The organism is Phytoactinopolyspora halotolerans (assembly GCF_010550675.1).
Taxonomy (GTDB): Bacteria; Actinomycetota; Actinomycetes; order Jiangellales; family Jiangellaceae; genus Phytoactinopolyspora; species Phytoactinopolyspora halotolerans.
This window is the reverse complement of the sequence record NZ_JAAGOA010000008.1, coordinates 88,944-111,676: the sequence shown is the minus strand read 5'-3', so window position 1 is coordinate 111,676 and position 22,733 is coordinate 88,944. Positions and strand designations below refer to the sequence as shown.

Sequence of the window (22,733 nt, the reverse complement as noted above, 5' to 3'; positions counted from 1 at the left end):
AAGACCATACAAGGAACCCCGGACATTAGACAGACGCAACTGGCCATATGGCCGTATGACCGCACCCCGGACGAGCAAACTCGGGTGTAGGCGGACGATCTTGGGTATCACGTGCCGGCGACGTCCCGTAGCCTGAAGACATGACGGCCTTTGCCGAGACTCAGCACGACTCCGGGCGCACGTTTGTACTGCTCGGAGCCGGCTTTTCACGAGCCGCCAACGATGCGATGCCGACGCTCAGCCGATTGACGGAGGGCGTCGTCGAGAAGATGCCCGGCGAGACCGACGAGCTGTCGATGTTCAATGACGATCTGGAGCAATGGCTGTCGTACCTCGCGGTCGACCAGCCATGGCTCACCGAAGATCGCAACCTCGAGAACCGCGCTCGCTTCGTCCGAGCAAGCCAAGCCGTGCACGACGTGATCACCGAGGCCGAGACTGCGGCAGCGAACGGGCCATTCCAGATGTGGCTCCAGCGTCTCGTGAGCTGGTTGTACGACGAAGCAGTAAACGTCGCTACGTTCAACTACGACCTGCTCTTGGAGCGTGCGGCATTCGACCTCGGGCTATTAGGTAGTTGGGAGCATGCCTATGTCATTCCGCTATCTCGCAGAGAGGGGAGCACGATCTATCCAAGTCCACCCGAAGGGCCTCAGGCCCGGGTGTACAAACTTCATGGATCGATCAACTGGGCCTACCCAGGAATGTCCGCGCCGGTGAGTGAGCGAATCACGCTGACGACAGCGAAACGACTTGGGTGGGGTCGGGAGACGCGGAACCAGAATCAACGACGCGGGGACGAACCTCGCTATGACGACCTCATGCCGATGATCGTCCCACCCACCTTGACGAAAAGCGTCTACTACAGCAACACGTCGCTGCGTGCGCAGTGGCGAAGTACGGCCGAGGCATTAAGCCGGGCAGAAAACCTCGTAGTCATCGGCTACTCGCTCCCACCAAGCGATGTGAACGCGCGGCAGTTCATCTCCACGCTATTCAAGGGCAGCCGCGTCACCGTCGTGGATCCGTGCAAGAAAGTGAAGAAGCGATACGTGAGACTTCTGGAAGCGAGGAAGACTGAGATCGTCCACGTCCCCAACGTCGAAGAGTTCGTCGACTCGACGTGCGGCGACCTCGTCGAATGGGGCTTGAAGGCCGGCGAGGATTCATACCCGCACCCGTACATCAACTACAACGGGAGCAACGAATTGGCCGACTCCCGGTGGACGGTTGATCCAGATGCCCCAGGCGATCCGGCTGAGCGCCTCTTGACGGAAACCCGAGACGAGGTCGAGCGGCGCTGGCCACGGCTGACGCAGCGCGGTAGGCGCGATATAAGGGCCTCAACGATCTCTTGGAATGCCGATGCGCAGCTTGCATATCTGCCACCCAGGGCTGCGAACTAGAGTGTCGTGTCGCAGGCGGTTGTTGCCGGCCGAGCCATGCTGATGTTGTACGGCTTCCCTGGTCTTGGTGTCAGCCGAGCCATTGGATGAGTAGCAGGTGGACTTCCTGTTGTTCTTCGTGGATGAGGTAGATGATCTGGCCGGCGTGGTCGGGGCCGAAGGGCCACCACCTCACCGCGCCGTCCGGGTCGGCTTCGTGCTGGGGGCGGCCGTTCCACGGCGTGAGCTGCAGAACGTCGAGGACTTTCAGCGTAGGCGGCCAGAGCTTCGTCGGGGAGTGCGGCGAGCTGGTCGAGTATGGGCCGCGTCGGGGACGAGGCGATACACCCTAGGTGTCCTGGCGTCGGCCGAGCAGTTCGTGCATCTGCTCCACGGGAACGGCGTCGGGGTTGTGGCCCGTCTGGGTAATCTGTTCGGCCTTGGCGAGTACGCGGAAGTACGAGCCCGGGTCGGTGTATTCAGTGTGAGCGATGTGTTGCCACTTGCGGAGGAATTCGTGCACTCCGGTGAGGTCTTTGGATTGCTTGGCCCGTTCTAAGACGATGTCCCATTCGGTATCGACTCCACGGTGACTCGCCAGCTCAGGCGTGCCCGGATGGCTGCCGGGTCAGCGGCCAGCGGTGTCGGAGACCGTCGGGTAGTGGCTCAGCGGCGTGGTCATGTCCTCACGATAGCCCAGCCGGACGTTCTTCTCGCTTGAGTTCGACGGTGTCCTCGTGGGGCGTCGTGTTTGGTCGTCTCCGGTGGTGGCCGACGGTTTGTGTCAAAATACGTGCCGAGTTTCAGCCTGCGCGGCCGTCGTGTGCGCGTTTTGCAGGTCAGCTCGTATGTGCTTGTTGCGGGCACGCCGCTCTCTCAAGGCGGTTGCGGGACCGGGATCCCGTTGGCGGCACTCGGGCTGGCGGCGGTGAGCCGCGGATTGTCACAGATCTGGCCCGTGGAGGACATCGTTCGCGTGACACGGGCTGCGACGCGAAACCGAGTCGAATCGGGTATCCTGACGCTGTCAGAGTGCCCTCAAGCGATACTGTTGTTGCAGGTAGAGGACAGATGAGCCAACACAGAGCGGACTTAAATCCGTCCCGTGTGGGTTCGAGTGCCTCCGAGGGGGTTCGACAAAGGTTCAGATCACCACGAATGTAGTGATCAGCGTATCGTCCCCGCTCCTTCGCACTTCGAGTTCGTATTCGGTGAGGTCAGCTTGGCTGCCGCGATGACGCCGGGCAGCGCCCTTCATCAACTTGGTGAGATGGTCGGGGTCCGACGGATCTGCATCCGCCACGAAGCGGCGGATCTCCTCGCCGAGGTGGAGAAGCCGAAGATCGAGGAGGGGCTGAGGCGCTGGCGGCGCGTCCGCGGCGCGATCTGCTGAGCGCTCGTCAGGTGCGGAAGCTTTCCCAGCAGAGGACATGACCACTGCCCGACTCCCACGCTTGACATCAATGGCGCCCCATTCCTGTAAAAGACGCGTCGCGCGCTGAACCGTTCCTGCACTGACGTCATATGTGCTTTGAAGCTGCTTGACCGTTGGTAGGAGAGAACCCGCTGGAAATCGTCCAGCGGTGATCTCTGCCCAGAGGTCCGCGGCAATGCGTTCATACGGTGCGTGCGGCTCGGTCCTCGCGCGCTCGGATCGCGACATCGCCTCTGGCTTTGGCGGTAGACGTTCAGTGAGGGCTTGCGCAGCTCTCTGGTCGGCCTCGCTTAACCAAGCGGTATAGACGCGGAGGGTTGTGGTTCCACCTCCGCCATGGCCGAGTCGACCAGCGACAGTCCGGACGTCAACGCCGGCCGCGATGAGCTCGGTCGCCGAGTAATCACGGAGCGCGTGGAGGTGCGTGTCGATGCCTAGCCTACGTACGAGACGCCGATAGCGTTGCGTCACCGACGACGGGCGAAGGGGGACACTGTGCGCAGGATCGTTAGAGAACAGGTAACAGTCGCCTTGTAGCTGCGCGCCGATGGCGTGAGCCTGGTCCTCGCCGCGTGTCATGTGCTCAGCTATGAGCTGACTGGTGACATCGTCAAGCACGATGCGTCGCTCTTGGTGAGTCTTCGTGGACTTCTCCCACACTTCGGCACCGTCTTGAGCGAGAGCGTGGCGTAAATGAAGGACTTGGTTGTCAAGGTCAATATCCTGTCGTCTGATAGCGCAGATCTCACCACGACGTAGGCCCGTGACCATGAGGAGCCAGACGGCCGTCCCCCAACCGGGATCATCGGCCCACGACTGATTGATGATCCTGGCCGCATCCTCAGCGCTCGGTGGTGACGGATTGGGCGGCGGCTGGGCCGGGGCTTCGGCTCCGGTGATGGGGCTGGTCGAAATCCAATTCCAGTATTGCGCCTTCTTGAACGCGCCTGAAAGGATGTAGTGGATCTTCCGGATGGTCGCCTCGCCCAGAGGCTTGCAGCTGTGCGGTTTGCAGCGGTCGTCACATGCGTGGGTCGCCGACGTCCGGTGGTCTACGCGGCCCTTCTCATTTCTGCAATGTGCGCGGCAGCGGCGTACTTCGGCGAAGAGCGTGTCTAGAACGTCGCCAGTAATTCGTCCGGCTCTTTGCGATCCGATAAGTGGTCGAATGTGCAGGTCAGCAACTTGCCGGTAGCGCGTGAGGGTCGTTCGTTCGACGGTGATGACCGAGAAGTACCGGTCGAGCAGCTCATCGACTGTCGCAGACGTCCTCGGGTGCCGAGCTTCGTCGACCTCGTGCACCAACCGTGTGCGAGCCTTCTCAGCCTCCCGCTCAGCATTGGGCCCGGCAGGGATCGTCTCGGTGAGGGTGTTGCGCCTTTTGCTGATCGGGTCTTTGCCACCGTAGACGCGTACGCGCAGCGAACCGCTGCGGAGCCGCTCGATACTGCCTCTGGGTTTAGCGCCTTTCGTGCTACCCGCCATGACCAGTACTTTAACAACCTTTGTGCCACGTTGCGTGCCACGCGAGGTCGTGGAAGCCGGCCGGGAAGGCCTAGATGGCCTGGTCAATCATGGCGCCCTCGGTAGGATTCGAACCTACGACACCCGCTTTAGGAGAGCGGTGCTCTATCCCCTGAGCTACGAGGGCTCGGCCGCAACCTGCCGGATTAGCGTACCTGGCCAGGCGCGGCCGTGGCGACCTCGGTGCGGTGGCTGTGCGCCCTTACGATCTCTCCCGGAGATGGCTCCGGACTCGGCGCGACTGATCAGTCCAGGACGCCGCAGTCGGCCCCGAGGTCGACCAGGCCGGCCACGAACGCCTGCGTCTGCTCGACGGCGTCCTCGATCTCGGCGCGTTCCGGATTCTCCGCGTCCACCAGCGACTGCCATGCCTCTTGCGCGGGGACACCCAGTGCAATGACCGCCTCGGTCTGCTCGGCCTCCTGGGTGTTCGACACCGGCGGGAGCTCATTCAGGCGTTCGATCAGGGCGGTGACACCTTGCTCCACCGCCGCCGTGTTCTCCGGGTCGAGCTTGGCGTCCTGCCCCTGTGTGAGCACAGAATGCTCCTCGGCGACGGTCATGCATGCCCCGGTCGCCTGCTCCACCCAGCCCGACAGCTCGACCGGGCCCTCTTCGTCCGAGTCATCGCCACCCATGAGCAGCGTGTACCCGATGAACGTCGCCGCAACGACCACGAAGAGCGTCGCCACCATGGTGACCAGCACCCGGCGACCGGACGGTCGCGGTGTCGTGGATGAGGGGATCTCCTCGAGCAGTTTCACTATGACTCCTCACGAGCTGCCAATGCCGTACCCTCTGCCGGGCGCGGCGTTGATTCCCCCTTCACGCCGCGCAACTCTAGCTTGTTTGGCTCGATTGTCGAGTGACGTGGGGCTGACCGCCGTGTCAGACGCCGGTGCACGGCCTGTCTACGTCGCTCTCGGCTAGTCGCTGAACTACCCTCGGCAGAGTGAGACACAGTGATGGCCTCGGCGAGGTGGTGGAGCAATGGAGGGACGAGCTCGCCGCGCTGGGTGGGCGCGATCCGCTGCTGTCCTTCCGTGACCTCAAGGTCGGGACGCTGGATCTCGCCGCCGCAGAGCCGGAAGCCCGGCAGCGTCTGATCGACGGTGAGCCGGTCGTCCTCTCGAAGCTCTTTCCGCACGAGCCGTTGCGCAGTTCCGCACTGCGCTCTACCCGCGCCATCCGGGACAAGTCACGCGAGCTGTTCGAGGAGCGTGGCATCAACGTCGGCCTGCTCGCTGTGGGCATCGCCACCTGGTCGAATCCGTTCGTCGCGCACCGCCCCACAGCCCCGGTGTTGTTGCGCACGGCGTCGGTCGTCGCGCAGGACCCAGCCGAGACCGACTTCGTCATCACCGTCGACGACGACCCCGTGGTGAACCCGGTCCTGTTGCACGCCCTCGACACTCAGGTAGGTCTCCGGTTCAAGGCGGACGACCTGCGCGACCACTCGGGGCAGCTGAAGTACCCGACGGTGGTCGAGCGGTTGCGGGAGTTCGCTCCGGCGCATGTGGTCGACGGATTCTCCATCGCACATCGTGCCGTGCTGGCCACGTTCGCCATGGAGCCGCTGCTACTCTCCCGCGACATCGAGCAGCTCGGCGCGGACCTGGCGAGCCATGACATCGTGGCGGCGCTCGCCGGCGATGCGCATGCGAGCCGGACGATCGGCTCGGCGGGCGAGCAGGTCACGCCGGAATACGTGGCTTTCGACCTCGACTCCCATCAGCATGACGTGGTCGCCGCGGCGGCGGGTGGCGGCAACCTCCTGGTCGACGCGCCGCCTGGCTCCGGCCGGACGCAGACGGTCGCGAGCATCGTCGCCGAACTGGTCGGTCGCGGCCAGCGGGTGCTCGTGGTCAGCCACAAACGCGCGACGGCGGCCGATCTGATCACCAGGCTCGACTCCGCCGGGCTGAGCGATGTGGTGCTGGACATCGGCACGTCGTCCTCGACTGAGGCCGTTGCGCAGGTGGTGGACACGGCGCACCGGCTTCGCGAGGCTGGCGTCAGCGGTGGAGTTCAGCCGGAGAACCCGCAGGACGTGCGGGCAGCCGAGCACCTGCGCTCGGAGCTGGACGCCTACCGCGATGCTATGCACCGACGCCGCGAGCCCGACGGCACCAGCGCCTACGACGCGATGGTCGCGGTCGCATCGGCAGACGAGAGCATCCGCACCGACGTCCGGATATCGCCGAGCGCTCTGGACGGCGCCCGTACGGCCGAGCAGCTCCGCTCCCACCTGCGCGAGTACACAGACCTGGAGGGGCTGACGCTCACCGAGAAGGCCTCACCGTGGTTTGGCTCCCGGGTGCACACCGCCGCGGTCGCCGACTCCCTGGCGACCACCGTGGTCGGTCTCCGGGACAGCTACGTGCCTGAACTGCGGGACGCGGCGACCCGGGCCGCGGTCGAGGTGGGACTCGGCGCCCCCAACACCATCGAGGAGAGTGTGGAGGTCGTCGAGTTACTGTCCTCGGTTGAGTCGACGCTCTCCATCTTCGGTTCGCGCCTCTGGGACGAACCGATCGACGATCTGGTGGCCGCGACGGCCCCGCGGAGGTCGCACCCCAACGACGGCGGCGACGGGCCTGGATTCTTCGCACGTCGGCGACTGCGCCGCCGCGCCGCCGAGCTGGCCGGCGGTTCCGGTCGCGGTCAGCGGGACGTGGTACACAAGCGGCTGGCCGCTGCCCGGGAGCAGCTGGCGGCGTGGCGGGAACGGTCCCGGGACGGAAAGCCGCCACGCACGGGTCAGTTCCTCGCTCGGGCGGTCGACGCGGTGAAGGCGCTGCATCGCCGGCTAGACGTGCTCACCGAAGCGAACCCACGCACCCGAGATCTCTCCACATTGCCGTTCTCCGACGTGGCGAAGCGACTGGAAGCCCTCGCCCGGGACGAGGCGCATCTGCGGGCGCTGCCGCGGCTGACCGAACTGGAGAGCGAGCTCGTTGACGCCGGTCTGGAGCCCCTGCTCGATGATCTGCGCAACCGGAGCGTTCCTCCGGACCGCGTTGAGCAGGTGCTTGACTACGCGTGGCTGGCGTCACTGCTGGACCATTGGCGCAACACCGACTCTGCGCTCCGTGGTTTCGACCCGGCCGACCATCGACGCAAGGCCGAGGAGTTCCGCGCCGTCGACGCGGCGGTCGTCCGAGCCGGCGCCAACCGTGTGCTGCGCTCGCGGGCCGCGCACTTCGCCGAGGTGGCCGACGAGTACGCGGGCCAGTCCGAGGTGTTGGAGGGCACGGTCGGCCAGGGCTCCGGCGACATCCCGCGGACTCCGCGTCAGCTTCTGGAGATGGCACCGGAAGTGGCGCTGGCGGCGGCTCCGTGCTGGGTGATGTCTCCGTTGAACGTGGCCACGGTGCTGCCGCCGCGGCGGCTGTTCGACGTCGTGATCATCGAGGACGCCGGACGGGTGGCGGTAGCGCAGGCAGTTCCCGCGATCGCACGCGGTTCGCGCGTCGTGGTGGTCGCCGACGACGAGGTCGCGTTGACGTCCTTCACGACGGCTGTGGAACCGGCCCCGGATCCCGATGAGCACGAGGGTCCATGGGCGGGCGAGCCGCCTGCGTCCGTGGCGGATCTGCTGCGCGACGTGCTCCCCGTCTATGGGCTGCGTGGCCAATACCGGTTCCGGGACGACCGGCTGGTCGGTTTCGCGGCACGGGTCAGTTACGCGGGACGACTGACGACGGTGCCCAGCGCCGGCGGCAACCCCCGGGTCACGCTGGAGCTGGTCGAGGCTCGGGCCGGTGGCGACGATCCGGTGGACAGCTCGTCGGCGGAGGTGAGCCGCGTCGTGGAACTCGTGCTGGAGCACCTGCGGGCACGTCCGCACGAGAGCCTCGGGGTGGTGACGCTCGGCCCGCGACATGCCGAACGGCTGGATGCGGCACTGCGCCGGGCGCTGGTGCGGGCACCGGACGTGGCACGGCTCCTGCGCGAGGAACGGACCGAGCCGTTCTTCGTCAAGGACGTGGAACGGGTGGCCGGCGACGTCCGCGACGCGATCATCCTCAGCCTCGGATACGGCCGGTCGGTGGACGGACGGATCCTGTATCGTTTCGGCGCGCTCGGGCGGCCCGGCGGCGAGCGGAGGCTCGCGTCGGCGACCACCCGGGGACGCGAGCGGCTGACCGTCGTCTCGACGTTCGGCGCCGACGATCTCAGCCCGCGGCGGTTGACGACCCCGGGGTCGCAGGCGCTGGGGGAGTTCCTGGCGTATCTGGAGTCTGGCCAACAGGCCGTCGACCAAGAGCAGGCGCCCGGCCAGGACGCGCTCGCCGAGGCCATCGCCGAGCGGTTGCGGCAGGCGGGAGCGGCGGTCGCGGTGGGCTACGGCGGCCCAGGCGGCTTCCCGGTCGCCGTCCGTCACCCGGTGCGCAGCGATCGAATGGTGCTGGCGGTCGAGACCGATTCCCCGGATGGGCCCGCGGCGCGTTCTGCCCGGGAACGCGAGCGACTGCGGCCGAATCAGCTCGCCCGGCTGGGATGGTCCCTGCACCGCGTCTGCGCCGAGGCTTGGGTGAGCGACCCGGACGGCGAGGCCAAACGGCTGGTGCACGCGTACGAGGAAGCGGTGTCTGTGGCGGACGCCTACGACTGGGCGGTGGCCGCGGCCGAGGCGGACGTCGTGGCTGGAATGCCGGATGAACCCACCCCGAGCGCCGATCCGTCCTTCGCGTCTGACGCCGGTGCCGTATCCGCCGAGACGGACAGCCCCGACGCATCGGACGCGGAGATCGGTGACTCCGCCGCGGCAGACGAGGCCGGCGACGCCATGCCGGACGCCGAAGAGGAGCCGCCGGTGCCGGCGCGAACTGCGTCCCGGCCCGAGATCACACCCGGGTGGCCGGTCTCCGACTACACGGTCCGGGAGCTGTCCGCGGTGTCGCGGTGGGTGGAATCCGACGGGGTGGCCCGCAGCGAGGACGAGACGATCGATCTCGTCGCCCTCGAGCTCGGGCTGTCCATGGACGACGCACGCAATCGTGACGTCCTGCGGCATGCGGTGCGGGTGGCACGCGCCGGCGCATCCTCTTGATCATGAACATTAACCGTTCACATAGCACGGCTAATGTTCATGATCATGGGCGGGAGGCTTTGGCGTAGCGGGCGGACAGCCCTCGGAAGTGTTCGACGAGTTCGGGCGGGTCGATGACCTCGAAGTCGACGCCGAGCAGGGCGACATGGACGGCGAGCTGTTCCAGGGAGTCGTTCGCCGTGTGCAGCACGCATCGGTTCTCATCGACGCTGCGCACCGTCCCGACGGAGGTGTGCAGCCGGCTCTGGATGGTCTCCGCGGGCGCCTCCAGAAGCAGCTCGGCCTGGTATCGGCGCGGCGCGACGTTGACCTGCCGCGACACGTAACGTGCCAGGTCTTCGTCGGGTAGTTCCCGCGGCGTGAACCGGGCGCCGACAGCCGTGCAGGATGCGATCCGGTCCACCCGGAACGTCCGCCAGTCGCTGCGGTCGATGTCCCACGCCACCAGGTACCAGCGGCGACCCCACCGCACCAGGCGATACGGCTCGCCCGCGCGCTTGGAGGGTTCGCCCTGGTGGTTGTGGTAATCGAACCGCACGCGCTCCCGGTCGCGGCAGGCCAGCGAGAGCGTGGCCAGGATCTCCGCGTCCACGCTGGGTGCGGGTGAGTCGTACGGCACGGACACGGTGTGCGTGTTCAGCGCGTCGACGCGGCGGCGCAGCCGTGGCGGCAGCACCTGTTCAAGCTTGGCGAGGGCGCGTACCGAGGATTCCTCGATGCCCTCGATGGTGCCGGTGGCCGCGGTACGCAGGCCTACGGCGACGGCGACCGCCTCGTCGTCGTCGAGCAGCAACGGCGGCAGGTCGGCACCGGCGCCGAGTTGGTAGCCGCCGGCCACGCCCGGGGTGGCATTGACCGGGTATCCGAGTGAGCGGAGCTTGTCGATGTCGTTGCGGATGGTGCGCGCGGTGACGTCGAGCCGGGAGGCCAGCTCTGCCCCGGTCCACTCGCGCCGCAGCTGCAGCAACGAGAGGAGCCGCAACAGACGGGCCGATGTTTCGAGCATTCTTCAAGAATGCCAGCTATTGAGGAAAGAAGTCTTCCGCATTAGCCCGTAGCGTGCATGACATGACGAACACCACGAGCGCCCAGAGCGCCCTCGCCGCCGCAGAGATCCGCCCGTTCACCATCGACATTCCCGAAGCCGACCTCGACGACCTGCAGCGTCGGCTGGCCCGCACCCGGTTCACTCAAGAGCTGCCGGGAGCCGGCTGGGACTACGGCATGCCGCTTGACTTCGTCACCCGGCTGGTCGACTACTGGAAGGACGGCTACGACTGGCGCGCGGCGCAGGCCAGACTGAACTCCTACCCGCAGTTCACCACCGAGATCGATGGCCAGAACGTCCACTTCCTGCACGTCCGCTCGCCCGAGCCGGATGCGTTCCCGCTGCTGCTCACCCACGGCTGGCCGGGCTCGATCGTGGAATTCCTCGACGTCATCGAGCCGCTGACCGATCCGCGTCGGCACGGCGGCGACCCGTCCACCGCCTTCCACCTGGTCATCCCGTCGGTCCCCGGGTTCGGCTTCTCCGGGCACACGACGGAGCGGGGCTGGGACAAGACGCGGATCGCGAAGGCATGGGCCGAGCTGATGGGCCGGCTCGGTTACGAACGTTACGGTCTGCACGGCAACGACGGGGGATCGATCATCTCGCCCGAGGTCGGCCGGGTGGACAGCGAGCACGTCGCCGCGGTGCACGTGACTCAGATCTTCTCCTTCCCATCCGGTGATCCGGCCGAGATGGAAGGGCTGTCCGAGGAGGATCAGGCGGGTCTGCAGCGGTTGCAGTGGTTCTGGGAGAAGATGGGGGCGTTCAACCAGCTCCAGTCGACGCAGCCGCAGACGCTGGCCCACGCGCTCGCCGACTCGCCGGTGGGACAGCTGGCCTGGAACGCGCAGCTGTTCGGTGAGGGAGCGGTGAGCGACGACTTCATCCTCACCAACGTGATGATCTACTGGCTGACCAACACTGCGGCGTCGTCGGCCCGCTTCTACTATGAGGGCAGCCACGGAGCCGAGCCGGAGGGTCCGACCACGGTGCCGATCGGATTGGCCGCATTCGCCGACGACTTCATCTCGATCCGCCGGTTCGCCGAGCGTGACCACCAGAACATCGTGCAGTGGAACACGTACGACGTCGGCGGCCACTACTCCGCCCACCAGGTCCCGGAGGTGCTCGTCGGAGATCTCCGCGAGTTCTTCCGCCGCTTCCGCTGAACGCCTGCACGCCTCGGAAGGGTCCATCGATGCCACGCTCCACCTCCGCGTCCGGCACGAGCGGCGACGTTCTCCAGCGGCGCGCGTTGAATCGCGCGACGCTGGAGCGTCAGCTGCTGCTCCGGCGGTCGGACATGTCGCCGCTGGCCGCTGTCGAACATCTCGTCGGTCTGCAGGCGCAGGCGCCGTTCTCGCCGTACTACCAGCTGTGGTCGCGGCTGCGTGACTTCGATCCACACACGCTGGGTCAGCTGCTGCTCGACCGGCAGGTGGTGCGGATCGTGGTGATGCGCGGCACCATCCATCTGCTGTCGGCCGCGGACTGCGCGACACTCAGGCCGTTGACGCAGCCGATCATGGACCGGGACCTGGGGACGAACACCCAGTACGCAGCCGGTATTCGCGGCCTGGACCTGGACCACCTCGCCGCCGTCGCGCGTGCCGTGGTCGAGGAGGAGCCGCGCAGCAACGCCGAACTCGCCGCTGTGCTGGCGGAACGGTTCCCGGAACGGGACCGCTCGTCGCTGGCGTATGCGGCCCGGGGGTTGCTTCCGCTGGTCCAGGTCCCGCCCCGAGCCGTCTGGGGGCGGAGCGCCCAGGCACGGTTGACGACGGCGGAGGCGTGGTTGGGCCGAGGGCTCGATCCGGCACCGTCGATCGACGCCGTGGTGCTGCGTTACCTGGCGGCGTTCGGACCGGGGAGCGTGGCGGACGTGCAGACGTGGTCCGGGCTGACCAGGCTTCGGGAGGTGGTGGAGCGGCTGCGGCCGGAGTTGCGCACCTTCCGCACCGAGGAAGGCAAAGAGCTGTTCGATCTGCCGGACGCGCCGCGGCCGGATCCGGATACGCCGGCGCCACCACGTTTCCTGCCCGACTTCGACAACGTGCTCCGCTCGCACACGGACCGGACGCGGTTGATCGACCCTGAGGATATGAAGCGGATGCATGTGCGCAACGGCGTCACGCCCAGCTTCTTCCTGGTGGACGGCGTGGTCGCCGGCACCTGGCGGTTGACTGTGGAGCGCAAGGCCGCGACGCTGCGGATCACCCCCTTCCGCCGGCTTCCTCGCGCGGAGCAGCCGGGCCTGGTGGAGGAAGGAGAGCGGCTGCTCGCGATGGCGGCATCCGATGCTGAGACGAGGGAGACCGTCGTCGACGATCCGATCTGAGGCCGGGTCGCCGCGGCGAGCGTCTCATCCGGCTCGGCGGTCGCGGTACGTGCGCCGAGCGCGCGTCGAACTCTTGGTGAACCGTGCGGAGTGGAGTTCGCCCACGGTCTAGGCTGGTCGTCAGTGTCAGCGTCGTACGAGGAGTAGAGAAAGCCGTGAGCATGACGAGCGGGTGGGACGACGACTTCGAGATCCTTCCGGACACCACCGAGGACGAGGCGCCCCGTGGGTGGGGCGATGACGATGCCTCGAATGACCGGCGACTTCTGGACGAGCGCCCGCCGCACTGGGACTGACCGCGACGTCCGAGGCCAGGCCCGGACGCTCCCGCGCCGGCGCGGGCCGTGGACGGAGGCCGACCCGAGATCGACACGAAGCGGGCCGGACGGATTCACCGTCCGGCCCGCGTCATCGTCAGCCGAGCATGCCTATTGCTGTGGCGGTGGGCCACCCGCCAGCGGTGCTGTCGGTGGTTGTGGTTGATCTCCTGGGGGCGGCGCAGCAGGTGGCTGCTGGCCGTAACCGGGTGCCGGGGGTTGCTGGCCGTAGCCCTGAGTCGGTGGCTGTTGGCCGTAGCCCGGTGCGGGAGGTTGCTGGCCGTAGCCGGGCGGAGCCGGTGGCTGTTGGCCGTAGCCCGGTGCCGGCGGTTCCTGGCCGTAACCGGGTGCCGGCGGCTGCTGGCCGTATCCTTGCTGGGGATATGCGCCGGCTGCGGCCGGCTGTGCGGCACTAGAGTTCCGGCGAGCCAGCGCGAAGAACAGCAGCCCGATGAGGAGCGCGGCGCCCACGCCGATCACGACCCACAACCACGCCGGGAAACCGTCGTCGTCGGAACCCGCGACCGCCGTCGTGTCATCCTCGGCGACCGGATCAGCTTGTTCGTCTTGTTCGGTGTCTGAGGCGGTGTCTTCGGCGGCGTCGCCTTCTTGATCGTCCGTGTCGTCGCCGGGCACGGCACCGCCGGACGACTGGGCGCGGGCGAATACTTCGTTCGCCTGGCCCATCTCCGGCACCCAGGTCACGGTAGTGCCGCTGAGCTCACCGTTGTGATCGAGCACTTCACCGGGGAAGGTGATGCTGATCCGCATGTCGAAATCGAGCATGCCGTCGAACATCCCCGGCGGAAGGTCCTCCATGCCCTCCAGTTCATCGAGCTCGCTCGTGTCCACGTCGGACATGTCGAGCTGCCCGGAGACGACGTACTCGTCGCCTTGACGTTCAATCGACAGGTCGCCGTCGGTGCTGCCCTGAAACTCGGACAGCGGCACACCGTTGAAGGTCACTTCTTGACCTTGGTATGTGCCGTCGTCGTACGGAACGGCTGACGCTCCGTCAGGGTAGTCGTCCGGGTTGAACTCCGTCAGATCCTCGAGGTCGGACATATCGCCGGCGGCCGGATCGTCGTACATCTCGGCCATCGACATGAATTCGGAGCTGACCCCGGTGATCATCGTCCCATCGACGGTGTCGTCTTCATTGATGGTCAGATCCATGTCCATTTTGATGCAACCGGTCAGAGCCAAGGCCAAGCCGCCCAGCCCGATTGCGCGCAGTATTCGTCTAGCGCTCATAGGGCGTTATCTTCGCATACGTCATGATGGTGATCGTCTCGCTCCGGTAACGTCAGGTACGGCTCGCGCGCAGCTCATCGCGGATCTCACGGAGCAGGGCGATCTCCTCGGCCACGACCTCTTCCGCTTCTTCGGCGGCGTCCTGTGCCTTCCGAGCGCGCACCTTGTTGATCGGCACGACGATGAAGAAGTAGATCGCCGCGGCCACCATCAGGAAGTTCAGAAGAGCGTCGAGGATCAGCCCGATGGAGAATTCGGCGTTGTTGATCTCGAATGTCGCGACCTGGGTGAGGTCGGGCTCGCCGAAGACGGCAGCGACCAGCGGATTCACGAACCCGGTCACCACCGCGTCGATGACAAGCGCGAACGCTCCGCCGATGACCACCGCCACGGCGAGATCAACGACGTTGCCACGGCTGATGAACTCGCGGAAACCCTTGACCATGAGCCACTCCTCGAAATCTCTCGTGTCAGATCATGATGTACCGCGCACAGATTAGCGGTGCGAGGTGTCGGGAATGGTGAACGACAGTCGTGCCGTTCCGCCGGCGTGGGCGAGGTCGGCCGCTTGGTCGGAGGTCACGGCGACGGTGACCAGCGCTCCGCCGCCGACGGAATCCGCGGGTGTGTCACCGCCCACGAACAGTACCGGCACGGCGGAGGCGACGACGCGGGTCTCCTGCAGGCCATCGGGGGACACGGCGAGCAGGTTGATCCGGTCGCCCGGACGTAACAGCGCGGCCGACCCGGCGTCGGCGATCCGGACGGGGACGGCCTCTAGCTCGTCGTCCCAGCCGCTGAGGAGCGATGGGCCGATGACGCGGACGTCGGTGATGGGTTCGCCGGCGCGTACCGGCCCAGCGAGCACACGTCCCGAGATGTCTTCCGCGTTCAGCGCGCCATCGGGTTGTGCGTCGGGTGGCACCGTGACGGTGGTGACATCGTCCGACGCCAGGATGGTGCCGCCGGGCAGGTCGTGAGCTGCCACGTGTAGTTCCGCACCCGGCGGCGCCGACGAGGTAGAGATCGCCTCAATGGCGAGCGCGACCGTGCCCGCTGCCAGCCCGGCGGCAAGCAGGCGGCGCCGCCAGGCGATGGCGCGGGCAAACTGGACCAAACGCAGGTGTCCGCTCTCCATGACCAGTAACCCTAAGCGATGCGGGACGCTTCATGGAGTTTTCCACAGGCATGACCGCTGCGGGTGTGCGGCCAGGTGGCGCAGGGCGGATCGCTCAGGCGGTCGACGGCGCAGGCGTCTTGTTCGACGACGAGCTGGATCCGTTCGACGAGCTGGATCCGTTCGACGAACTCGTCGACGACGACTCTGAAGAGCTCGACGACGATTCCGACGAGCTGGACGACTCGGACGAACCGGATCCGTTCGACGAGCCGGACTTCACGCTCGACGATCCGTTCTTCGAACCCTCGTTACGGCTGTCGTTGCGGTAGAAGCCGGAACCCTTGAACACGACGCCCACGGCGGAGAAGACCTTGCGAAGCCGGCCGTTGCAGTTCGGGCACTCCGTCAGCGCGTCATCCGTGAAGCTCTGCACCACCTCGAGCGGTTCGCCACAGTCGGTGCAGGTGTACTGATACGTGGGCACTCGTAGTCCTCCAGGCTCTCAACACGTCCACGTTAGCACTCATGGACCCCGACTGCTAATAATGCGCTCTCGGGCGCTGTTTTGTCCACGTGACAGACGCCATGTGGGACGAGTGGCGACGGGTCAGGAGCGCAATGCGATGACGGTGCCGGCCACGGCCGCCGCCCAGAGGATGCTGGCGAAGGTGCCGATGATGAACCGTTCCGGTGCGGCCGGTTTGCGCAGCTCGGGATAGCGGGCCAGCCCCTTGACCGCCAGAATGAGCGCAAGGCCCTCCGGCCACCCGGCCAGCAGTGTGGCGACGACGGCCGCACGCTCGAGAACGCCGATGGTGGCCCCGCCGCGGAGCGTGTCCGGGTTGGAGACCGCTCGGTATCCCGTCGCTGATGTGCTGTCGCCGGCGCCCGAGGAGGTGTAGATCGGCGGCATGCCCGGCATGGCGGGCGTCAAGGCTTGGTGCAGCGACGACGACCGCTGGCCGTGGGGGGTCGATGTCGGCGGGGGCGGCGGAGGGGGAGCCGCGGGTGGCAGGTCGGTGCTGCCGCTAGTCCAGCCGTGCTCCGGTGCGGTGCCTGCCGCCGCCCCGCGTGCCAGTGGGCTGCGGTCGGCCAGCCGCAGCACCGCGGTCACGACCAGTCCGCCGGGAATCGCGGCGAGGACTGCGACGGCGTGGCCCGCACGCAGCGTCCAATCTCCGGCATCCGACTCGCCCAGGGCGAACAGCGTGGCCACCCCGAGCAACACCAGCGGGACCCCGGCGGCGAACGCAGCGGTGGTCGCCGAGATCCGTCGTCGATTCTGGTCGACGACGTACCAGAGCGCGGCGCCGACGGCCGCGGCGCATGCAAGAAGGATGACGGTGATCATCCAGCGGCCTCCTCGAGGAGTCGTGCGGCCAGTGGATGTACGTCTCTCTCCTGCTGCCATAGGGCCACGGCCAGGCGCTGTCCGACCGCCTGGCGGGTGATGCCGAGCCGGTCGGCGGCGTCGGCGATCGTGTGTCCCGCGTCGAGCAGGTCGATAGCCTCCCAACCGGCGGCGGTGCGTTTGGCGATGAGGGCGGCCAGCAGAGTCAGCAAGGCGTCCGCGTCGCGTGCCCTGTCATCCTGGCTGATGGCCGCGATGGTCGGCGTCCGTCGTTTGGCGGTCTCGAGCGCTTCGCGGGCGTATACGAACGCGGAGCCGCGTGCGGCGCGGGTGCTGTCGGGGATCGGCTCGTCGGCGTCTCCGATGCCGATGCCGACGCTCCACGTGCCTTGTCGCATGAGCGCAAGTGAAACACGGATGACGTCGGCGGCGTCAGAGAGCACGCCCTGGAATTCGTCGCCGGCGGTGCGTTCGAAGTGCAATACGGGCTCGGACACGTGATCATGAACCGACAGCAGTGCGTCCTCGACCAGATCCCGGCTGGTACGGCTGCGCCGCTGGTCCACGGTGAGGACGTATACGCGCATGGTGGCCAGCGTAGCGCGCAAGGGCAGAGCCTTGTATCGGCCACTGCAAGCCCAGAGGCTTGCCCATTTGTGCGTAGGACTTTGACCTCTGGTGTCGATGCGCGTACGGCACATGTGGGATGTGTGGCGTCACGGCTACGACCTTTCGGCCTCGTGCGCAAGGTCAGGAGCTGCGCGCGCAGCCGCAGCCGCAGCCGCAGCCGCTGGCATGGCTTCGCGGCTGCGCGACGAGGCGTCAGGATCTGCGGGGAGGGAGTGTCATGGCACGGTGAGGGCCGGTGCATGGCACCTTGAGCGCCCGCCACCGCGCCTGTTTTGCCCGCTTTGTGGAGGCGTTCAACGCGCCATGCTCCGCGTGCCGGGGCCCGGGCGGGGGCTGCGCGGACGCCGGCGCCGGAATCGTGCCGCTGGCCATAACCCGATCTATGAGTGTGCCTGGGGTATTAAAGGTGTTAACCTTTCCCGCCGCTGTGAAAGGGTACAGCCTTGACACCTCAGGTGCCGCTCTTGCCTCGAGGCGTGCCCGTGTATCCGGCGGTGCATGTGTCGAGATGGGTCGTGATGAGAGCCGTGTGGATATCGGCCCGGGGCGTGGCGTCGTGAGATCTGTCGTGTGACGCTGGACCGGTATATGCGGCCGACGGAGGGTCGTGAGACCTGTCGTGGTGTAGATCGCCGCTCCACGCGGCTGGAATCACCACGGCTCGGAACACGACCCGCAAAGCGGCGCCAATCAACACGACTCGTTACACGGTCGCTTCCAGCCGGGGTGGTGCGGCGGCGCGTGCGTTGCGCGGTGACGGTGACTGGGTGGTGCGGCGGCGCGTGCGTCGTGCGGTGACGGTGACTGGGTGGTGCGGCGGCGCGTGCGTTGCGCGGTGGCTGCGACTGGGGGATGTCCGCCCACGCCCGCAGGTGGCCGGGCCCAGCACGACAGGCCACACGGTCTGTCCGTCGTTGCGGCTGCGCAACGCACAGGTGGCGTTTTGTGCCGGAATATGACGCCGACCGGTAGCGCGCCTGATAGCGTCGTCCCCTACGCTGTGCCGGGTGGCTCGTCGTCGGATCATCATCGCGCTGTCGGTGACGACAGGTGTGGTCGTGCTCGCGTTGGTGGCGGCTACGGTTTTCACCGTTTGGTCGATACGTCGTCCGTTCCCCGAATATGACGGAACGGTCGGCTTGCCCCGGCTCGCCGACGACGTGGAGGTCATCCGCGACGAATACGGCATACCGCACATATATGCCGACACTCCCGAGGATCTGTTCCGAGCCCAGGGTTATGTCCATGCTCAAGATCGCTTCTGGGAGATGGACTTCCGCCGGCACGCCACCGCCGGCCGGCTTTCAGAACTCTTCGGCGAGGACCAGGTCGAGACGGATGCTTTCGTCCGGACCCTCGGCTGGCGCGAAGTCGCGAAGGAAGAGCGGCCGCTGCTGGAGCCGGAGACCCGGCGCTACCTGCAGGCCTACGCGGACGGGGTGAACGCCTGGCTGAACGACAACTCCGGCGGCGACCTCGGCTTCGCGTACACCCTCCTCGGCCTGACCTCCGGCGACACCACACCGGACCGCTGGACGGCGATCGACTCCCTTGCCTGGCTGAAAGCCATGGCATGGGACCTGCGAGGCAACATCGAGGACGAGATCGACCGGGCCTTGCTCGCCGCGGAGCTGCCTCGTGACCGCGTCGAGCAGCTCTACCCGGCGTACGACACGGACGTCGCTGCGCCCATCGTCGCCGACGAGCAACTGCCGACGCAGCAACCGGAGTCGATCATCGGTACCGACGGCGAGCCGCTGCCCCTGGACGAGACCGAGGTCGCATTGCGCTCCGCGGCAGACGCGCTCCGTTCGGCCCCGGCCCTGCTGGGCGACGGCGACGGAATCGGCTCCAACTCGTGGGTGGTGGACGGCTCACACACCGAGAGCGGGGCACCGCTGCTGGCCAACGATCCGCACCTGGGGCCGGAGATGCCGTCCGTCTGGTATCAGGTAGGCCTGCATTGCCGAGACGTCGGTCCGGACTGCCCGTTCGACGTCACCGGGTTCTCCTTCTCCGGCCTGCCCGGCGTGGTCATCGGCCACAACGGCCGGATCGCCTGGGGCTTCACCAATCTGGGCGCAGACGTCAGCGACCTGTATCTGGAGGACGTGCGCGGCGACACCTACCTTACGGGCGACGAGCGCGTGCAGATGGAGACGCGCGAGGAGACGATCCAGGTGGCGGGCGGCGACGACGTCACCATCACCGTCCGATCGACGCGGCACGGCCCGTTGATCTCCGACCACGACGAGCAGATGCGAGAAGTGGGCATCCGTGCGCCCGTCGACGCGGAGGCGGACGCACCGGCTCGCGGTGACGGCTACGCGGTCGCGCTGCAGTGGACGGCGCTGCAGCCCGGGAAGACCGCTGATGCGATCTTCGCCATCAACGCCGCGCAGGACTGGGAATCCTTCCGGTCAGCCGCCTCGCTCTTCGACGTCCCGGCGCAGAACCTGATCTATGCCGACATCGAGGGCAACATCGGCTACCAGGCGCCGGGGAGGATCCCGGTCCGCGCGAACGGGGACGGACGTTATCCGGTACCCGGCTGGGTGGACGAATACGAGTGGGCCGGCTACATCCGGTTCGACGACCTGCCCAGGGTCTACAACCCGGACAGCGGCATGATCGCGGCGGCGAACCAGGCGGTCACCAGTGCCGCCTACCCGTTCCTGCTCACCGCGGACTTCGACCGGGGACACCGTGCCGGCCGGATCGACCAGCTGCTGCGGGAAGCGACGGCCGGCGGTGCCCGGGTCGACGCCGAGACGATGGCCGACATCCAGATGGACAGTTACAGCTCGGCAGCGGAGGTGCTCGTCCCGTATCTGCTCGACCTGAATGCGCCGGCCGGCTACTACGGGGACGGCCTGCGTCTGCTGGAGGACTGGGACTACCTGCAGGAACCGGAGTCGGGCGCGGCCGCCTACTTCAACGCGGTCTGGCGGCACGTGTTGGAGCTGACCTTCCACGACGAGCTTCCGGAAGACCAGTGGCCAGACGGCGGCAGCCGATGGATCGAGGTGATGCGCGACCTCGCGGCGCATCCGGACGATCCGTACTGGGACGACGTCGACACGGAGACCATCGAGTCACGCGACGAGATTCTCGCCCGAGCGGTGGACCGGGCTCGCAATGAGATGACCAGGCTGCAGGGCAAGGACGCTTCCACCTGGGAGTGGGGCCGGTCGCACCAGCTCACGCTCGTCGAGCCGACGTTCGGCACCTCCGGCATCGACCTCGTCGAGAGCCTGGTCAACACCGGCCCGGTCTCGGTCGGCGGTGGGACGTCGACCGTGCTGGCCACCGCCTGGGCGCCGGATGAAGGTTACGAGGTGACCTGGGTGCCGTCCATGCGGATGGTGGTGGATCTGAGCAATTTCGACGCGTCGCAGTGGGTCGACCTGACCGGGGTGAGCGGACACCCGTATCACGAGCACTACGGCGATCAGACGGAGTTGTGGCGAGACGGTGAGATGCTCCCGATGCGGTCGAGCGCGAACAGCGTGCGGCACTCGGGCGAACACACGCTGACCTTCACACCGCTGGAGACGGTCGGCGCGGAGTGAGGCTGCGCCGCCTCAGCGGTCACCGACGTGCTGGATACCCGAAGGGGTGACCACCGTGTTGACCCGGACGTCGTGTGGCTCATGCGGGATGGGCATGTCGAGCACTTCGCCGTCGTGGAGCAGGACGTACGCGGGGGCGCGCCCAGCCAGCCGGGAGAGCACCCGGTCGTAGCATCCACCACCCTTGCCCAGCCGGGTCCCGCGGCGGTCCACCGCCATGGCCGGCACGAGGACGACATCGGCTTCCCGCACGGCCTCGGGACCCAGCCTGGGCGCGATCGGTTCGAGCAGACCGCGCCTGGCGGGCGCCAGCGATGCGGGACCCTGGTATTCCGCCCAGTCCAGGTCGAAGTCCGGAAGCAGGATCGGAAGCAGCACGTGGACGCCGCGGTCGTGTAGTTCCTCGATGAGTGGACCGGTGCCCGGCTCGTCGCCGACCGAGACGTAGGCGGCGACCCGTTCGGCCGCGACCACTTCGGGTACCGAGACAAGCACGTCCCGCAGCGCCCGGGCGTGTACGGACAGCGCAGTCGCGTTCAGCGCGGACCGGTTGGCGGTGATGCGTTCGCGGAGGGCTTGTTTCGCCTCGCGGATAGACGTGGCCACGCCGCCACCGTACTCGGTGAACGACGGATCTGCCTGCCGGTAGTCGTCCCGTTGACGCGCTGGTACGTACTGGATAACCCCCGGGGAGGACTCCGGCGGGGGAGAGAGGTTAAGTAAAGTATCGTCATGAATGAGCCGACCAAGTCTGTCACGAAGGCCGTCATCCCCGTTGCCGGTCTGGGGACCAGGTTCCTGCCTGCCACCAAGGCGACGCCCAAGGAAATGCTGCCGGTGGTCGACAAGCCGGCCATTCAGTACGTCGTCGAGGAAGCCGTGGGCGCCGGGCTGGAAGACATCCTCTTCGTCACCGGCCGGAACAAGAGTTCGCTGGAGAACCATTTCGACCGGGCCTGGGAGCTGGAAGCCGCCCTCGAACAGAAGGGCGACGAGTTCCGGCTGGAACGGGTCCGGAAGTCGCAGATCCTCGGGGACATCCATTACGTGCGGCAGGGTGATCCGCGCGGGCTCGGTCATGCCGTGTTGTGCGGCGCGATGCACGTGGGGGACCAGCCGTTCGCGGTCATGCTGGGCGACGACCTGATCGACCATCGGGATCCGCTGCTCGCCCAGATGCTCGACGTGCAGCAGCGTTACGGCGGAAGTGTCGTCGCGCTGATCGAGGTGGACCCGGCGCAGGTCAATCTGTACGGCTGCGCGGCCGTGCGGCCCGGAGCCGAGGAAGACGTGGTAGAGGTCACCGATCTGGTGGAGAAGCCCGACCCGGACGACGCGCCGAGCAACCTCGCCATCATCGGCAGGTACGTCCTGGAGCCTGCGGTGTTCGACGTGTTGCGGCAGACGCCACCAGGCCGGGGTGGGGAGATCCAGCTGACCGACGCGCTGAAGACACTGGCCGGTATGCCGGCCGATTCCGGCGGTGGCGTACGGGCGGTCGTCTTCCGGGGCCGGCGCTACGACACCGGGGACCGGCTCGACTACCTGCGCAGTACGGTTCAATTGGCCAGTGAGCGCAAGGACCTGGGGCCGGAGTTCCGTAGCTGGTTGCGGGGGTTCGTCGCCTCGTTGCCGCCGGAGGAGCAGGAGTGATTCGATGAGGCGTCGCTCGACTCACCGTCGCTCGACGGCCCTGTCCT

Annotated in this window: 18 protein-coding genes and 1 tRNA gene; 7 read left to right on the top strand and 12 right to left on the bottom strand. The window is 67.1% G+C overall.

Features of this window, described 5'->3' with window-relative positions:
- Positions 1-140 precede the first annotated feature (140 nt).
- Positions 141-1,406: an SIR2 family protein gene (locus G1H10_RS13310; protein ID WP_163738219.1), complete on the top strand. Its 1,266-nt coding sequence runs from the start codon at positions 141-143 to the stop codon at positions 1,404-1,406.
- A 328-nt stretch (positions 1,407-1,734) separates the two neighbouring features.
- Here G1H10_RS13310 and G1H10_RS35015 read toward each other — a convergent pair whose 3' ends face one another.
- The 4 genes from G1H10_RS35015 to G1H10_RS13290 form a co-directional block, all read right to left on the bottom strand.
- The gene (locus tag G1H10_RS35015; RefSeq protein WP_376778607.1) at positions 1,735-1,908 is read right to left on the bottom strand and encodes a DUF6247 family protein; all 174 of its coding nucleotides are present in this window, start codon (positions 1,906-1,908) and stop codon (positions 1,735-1,737) included.
- Positions 1,909-2,529: 621 nt separating this feature from the next.
- On the bottom strand, positions 2,530-4,305 hold the full coding sequence (locus tag G1H10_RS13300) for a tyrosine-type recombinase/integrase (RefSeq protein ID WP_163738213.1): 1,776 nt from the start codon (positions 4,303-4,305) through the stop codon (positions 2,530-2,532).
- A 90-nt stretch (positions 4,306-4,395) separates the two neighbouring features.
- Positions 4,396-4,471 (bottom strand) — tRNA-Arg (locus G1H10_RS13295).
- 118 nt (positions 4,472-4,589) lie between these two features.
- Positions 4,590-5,108 carry a hypothetical protein gene (locus G1H10_RS13290; RefSeq protein ID WP_163738210.1) on the bottom strand — a complete coding sequence of 173 codons (519 nt, stop codon included), beginning with the start codon at positions 5,106-5,108 and terminating at the stop codon, positions 4,590-4,592.
- Between the two features lie 188 nt (positions 5,109-5,296).
- On the opposite strand from G1H10_RS13290, the gene G1H10_RS13285 reads away from it, so the two are divergent.
- Positions 5,297-9,400 (top strand): PDDEXK-like endonuclease domain-containing protein, encoded by a 4,104-nt coding sequence (locus G1H10_RS13285; RefSeq protein WP_163738207.1) that lies wholly within the window; start codon positions 5,297-5,299, stop codon positions 9,398-9,400.
- Positions 9,401-9,443: 43 nt separating this feature from the next.
- Here the strand turns inward: G1H10_RS13285 and G1H10_RS13280 are convergent, their stop codons facing one another.
- A complete protein-coding gene (locus tag G1H10_RS13280) occupies positions 9,444-10,406 on the bottom strand; it encodes a helix-turn-helix transcriptional regulator (protein ID WP_163738205.1) in 963 nt (320 codons plus the stop codon).
- Positions 10,407-10,468: 62 nt separating this feature from the next.
- Between G1H10_RS13280 and G1H10_RS13275 the strand changes: the two genes are divergently transcribed.
- The 3 genes from G1H10_RS13275 (at position 10,469) to G1H10_RS13265 (ending at position 13,085) form a co-directional block, all read left to right on the top strand.
- Positions 10,469-11,620 carry an epoxide hydrolase family protein gene (locus G1H10_RS13275; protein WP_163738202.1) on the top strand — a complete coding sequence of 384 codons (1,152 nt, stop codon included), beginning with the start codon at positions 10,469-10,471 and terminating at the stop codon, positions 11,618-11,620.
- 29 nt (positions 11,621-11,649) lie between these two features.
- Entirely contained in the window at positions 11,650-12,789 is a 1,140-nt protein-coding gene (locus G1H10_RS13270) for a winged helix DNA-binding domain-containing protein (protein WP_163738198.1), read from the top strand.
- Positions 12,790-12,944: 155 nt separating this feature from the next.
- On the top strand, positions 12,945-13,085 hold the full coding sequence (locus tag G1H10_RS13265; protein ID WP_163738009.1) for a hypothetical protein: 141 nt from the start codon (positions 12,945-12,947) through the stop codon (positions 13,083-13,085).
- 132 nt (positions 13,086-13,217) lie between these two features.
- On the opposite strand, the gene G1H10_RS13260 is transcribed toward G1H10_RS13265, so the two are convergent.
- The 6 genes from G1H10_RS13260 to G1H10_RS13235 all read right to left on the bottom strand — a co-directional run bounded on the left by G1H10_RS13260 (position 13,218) and on the right by G1H10_RS13235 (position 17,418).
- Positions 13,218-14,282 (bottom strand): resistance to Congo red protein, encoded by a 1,065-nt coding sequence (locus tag G1H10_RS13260; RefSeq protein WP_163738007.1) that lies wholly within the window; start codon positions 14,280-14,282, stop codon positions 13,218-13,220.
- Between the two features lie 130 nt (positions 14,283-14,412).
- Positions 14,413-14,805, bottom strand: a complete 393-nt coding sequence (gene mscL / locus G1H10_RS13255; protein ID WP_163738195.1) for a large conductance mechanosensitive channel protein MscL — start codon at positions 14,803-14,805, stop codon at positions 14,413-14,415.
- 51 nt (positions 14,806-14,856) lie between these two features.
- Complete coding sequence (gene cpaB / locus G1H10_RS13250; RefSeq protein ID WP_163738192.1) at positions 14,857-15,498, bottom strand: Flp pilus assembly protein CpaB; 642 nt, start codon at positions 15,496-15,498, stop codon at positions 14,857-14,859.
- 94 nt (positions 15,499-15,592) lie between these two features.
- Positions 15,593-15,964, bottom strand: coding sequence for an FmdB family zinc ribbon protein (locus tag G1H10_RS35010; RefSeq protein WP_163738190.1), 372 nt, complete (start codon positions 15,962-15,964; stop codon positions 15,593-15,595).
- A gap of 123 nt (positions 15,965-16,087) precedes the next feature.
- Entirely contained in the window at positions 16,088-16,831 is a 744-nt protein-coding gene (locus tag G1H10_RS32385; protein WP_216853229.1) for a hypothetical protein, read from the bottom strand.
- Positions 16,828-17,418, bottom strand: coding sequence for a hypothetical protein (locus G1H10_RS13235; RefSeq protein WP_163738188.1), 591 nt, complete (start codon positions 17,416-17,418; stop codon positions 16,828-16,830). Before G1H10_RS13235 ends, G1H10_RS32385 begins: the two co-directional genes overlap by 4 nt.
- Positions 17,419-18,468: 1,050 nt before the next feature.
- Between G1H10_RS13235 and G1H10_RS13230 the strand changes: the two genes are divergently transcribed.
- Positions 18,469-21,033, top strand: coding sequence for a penicillin acylase family protein (locus tag G1H10_RS13230; RefSeq protein ID WP_216853228.1), 2,565 nt, complete (start codon positions 18,469-18,471; stop codon positions 21,031-21,033).
- A 12-nt stretch (positions 21,034-21,045) separates the two neighbouring features.
- Here the strand turns inward: G1H10_RS13230 and G1H10_RS13225 are convergent, their stop codons facing one another.
- On the bottom strand, positions 21,046-21,639 hold the full coding sequence (locus tag G1H10_RS13225; protein WP_174264312.1) for a 5-formyltetrahydrofolate cyclo-ligase: 594 nt from the start codon (positions 21,637-21,639) through the stop codon (positions 21,046-21,048).
- Positions 21,640-21,765: 126 nt separating this feature from the next.
- Here G1H10_RS13225 and galU point away from each other — a divergent pair, with 126 nt between their 5' ends.
- Positions 21,766-22,686, top strand: a complete 921-nt coding sequence (gene galU, locus G1H10_RS13220; protein WP_163738186.1) for a UTP--glucose-1-phosphate uridylyltransferase GalU — start codon at positions 21,766-21,768, stop codon at positions 22,684-22,686.
- Positions 22,687-22,733 lie beyond the last annotated feature (47 nt).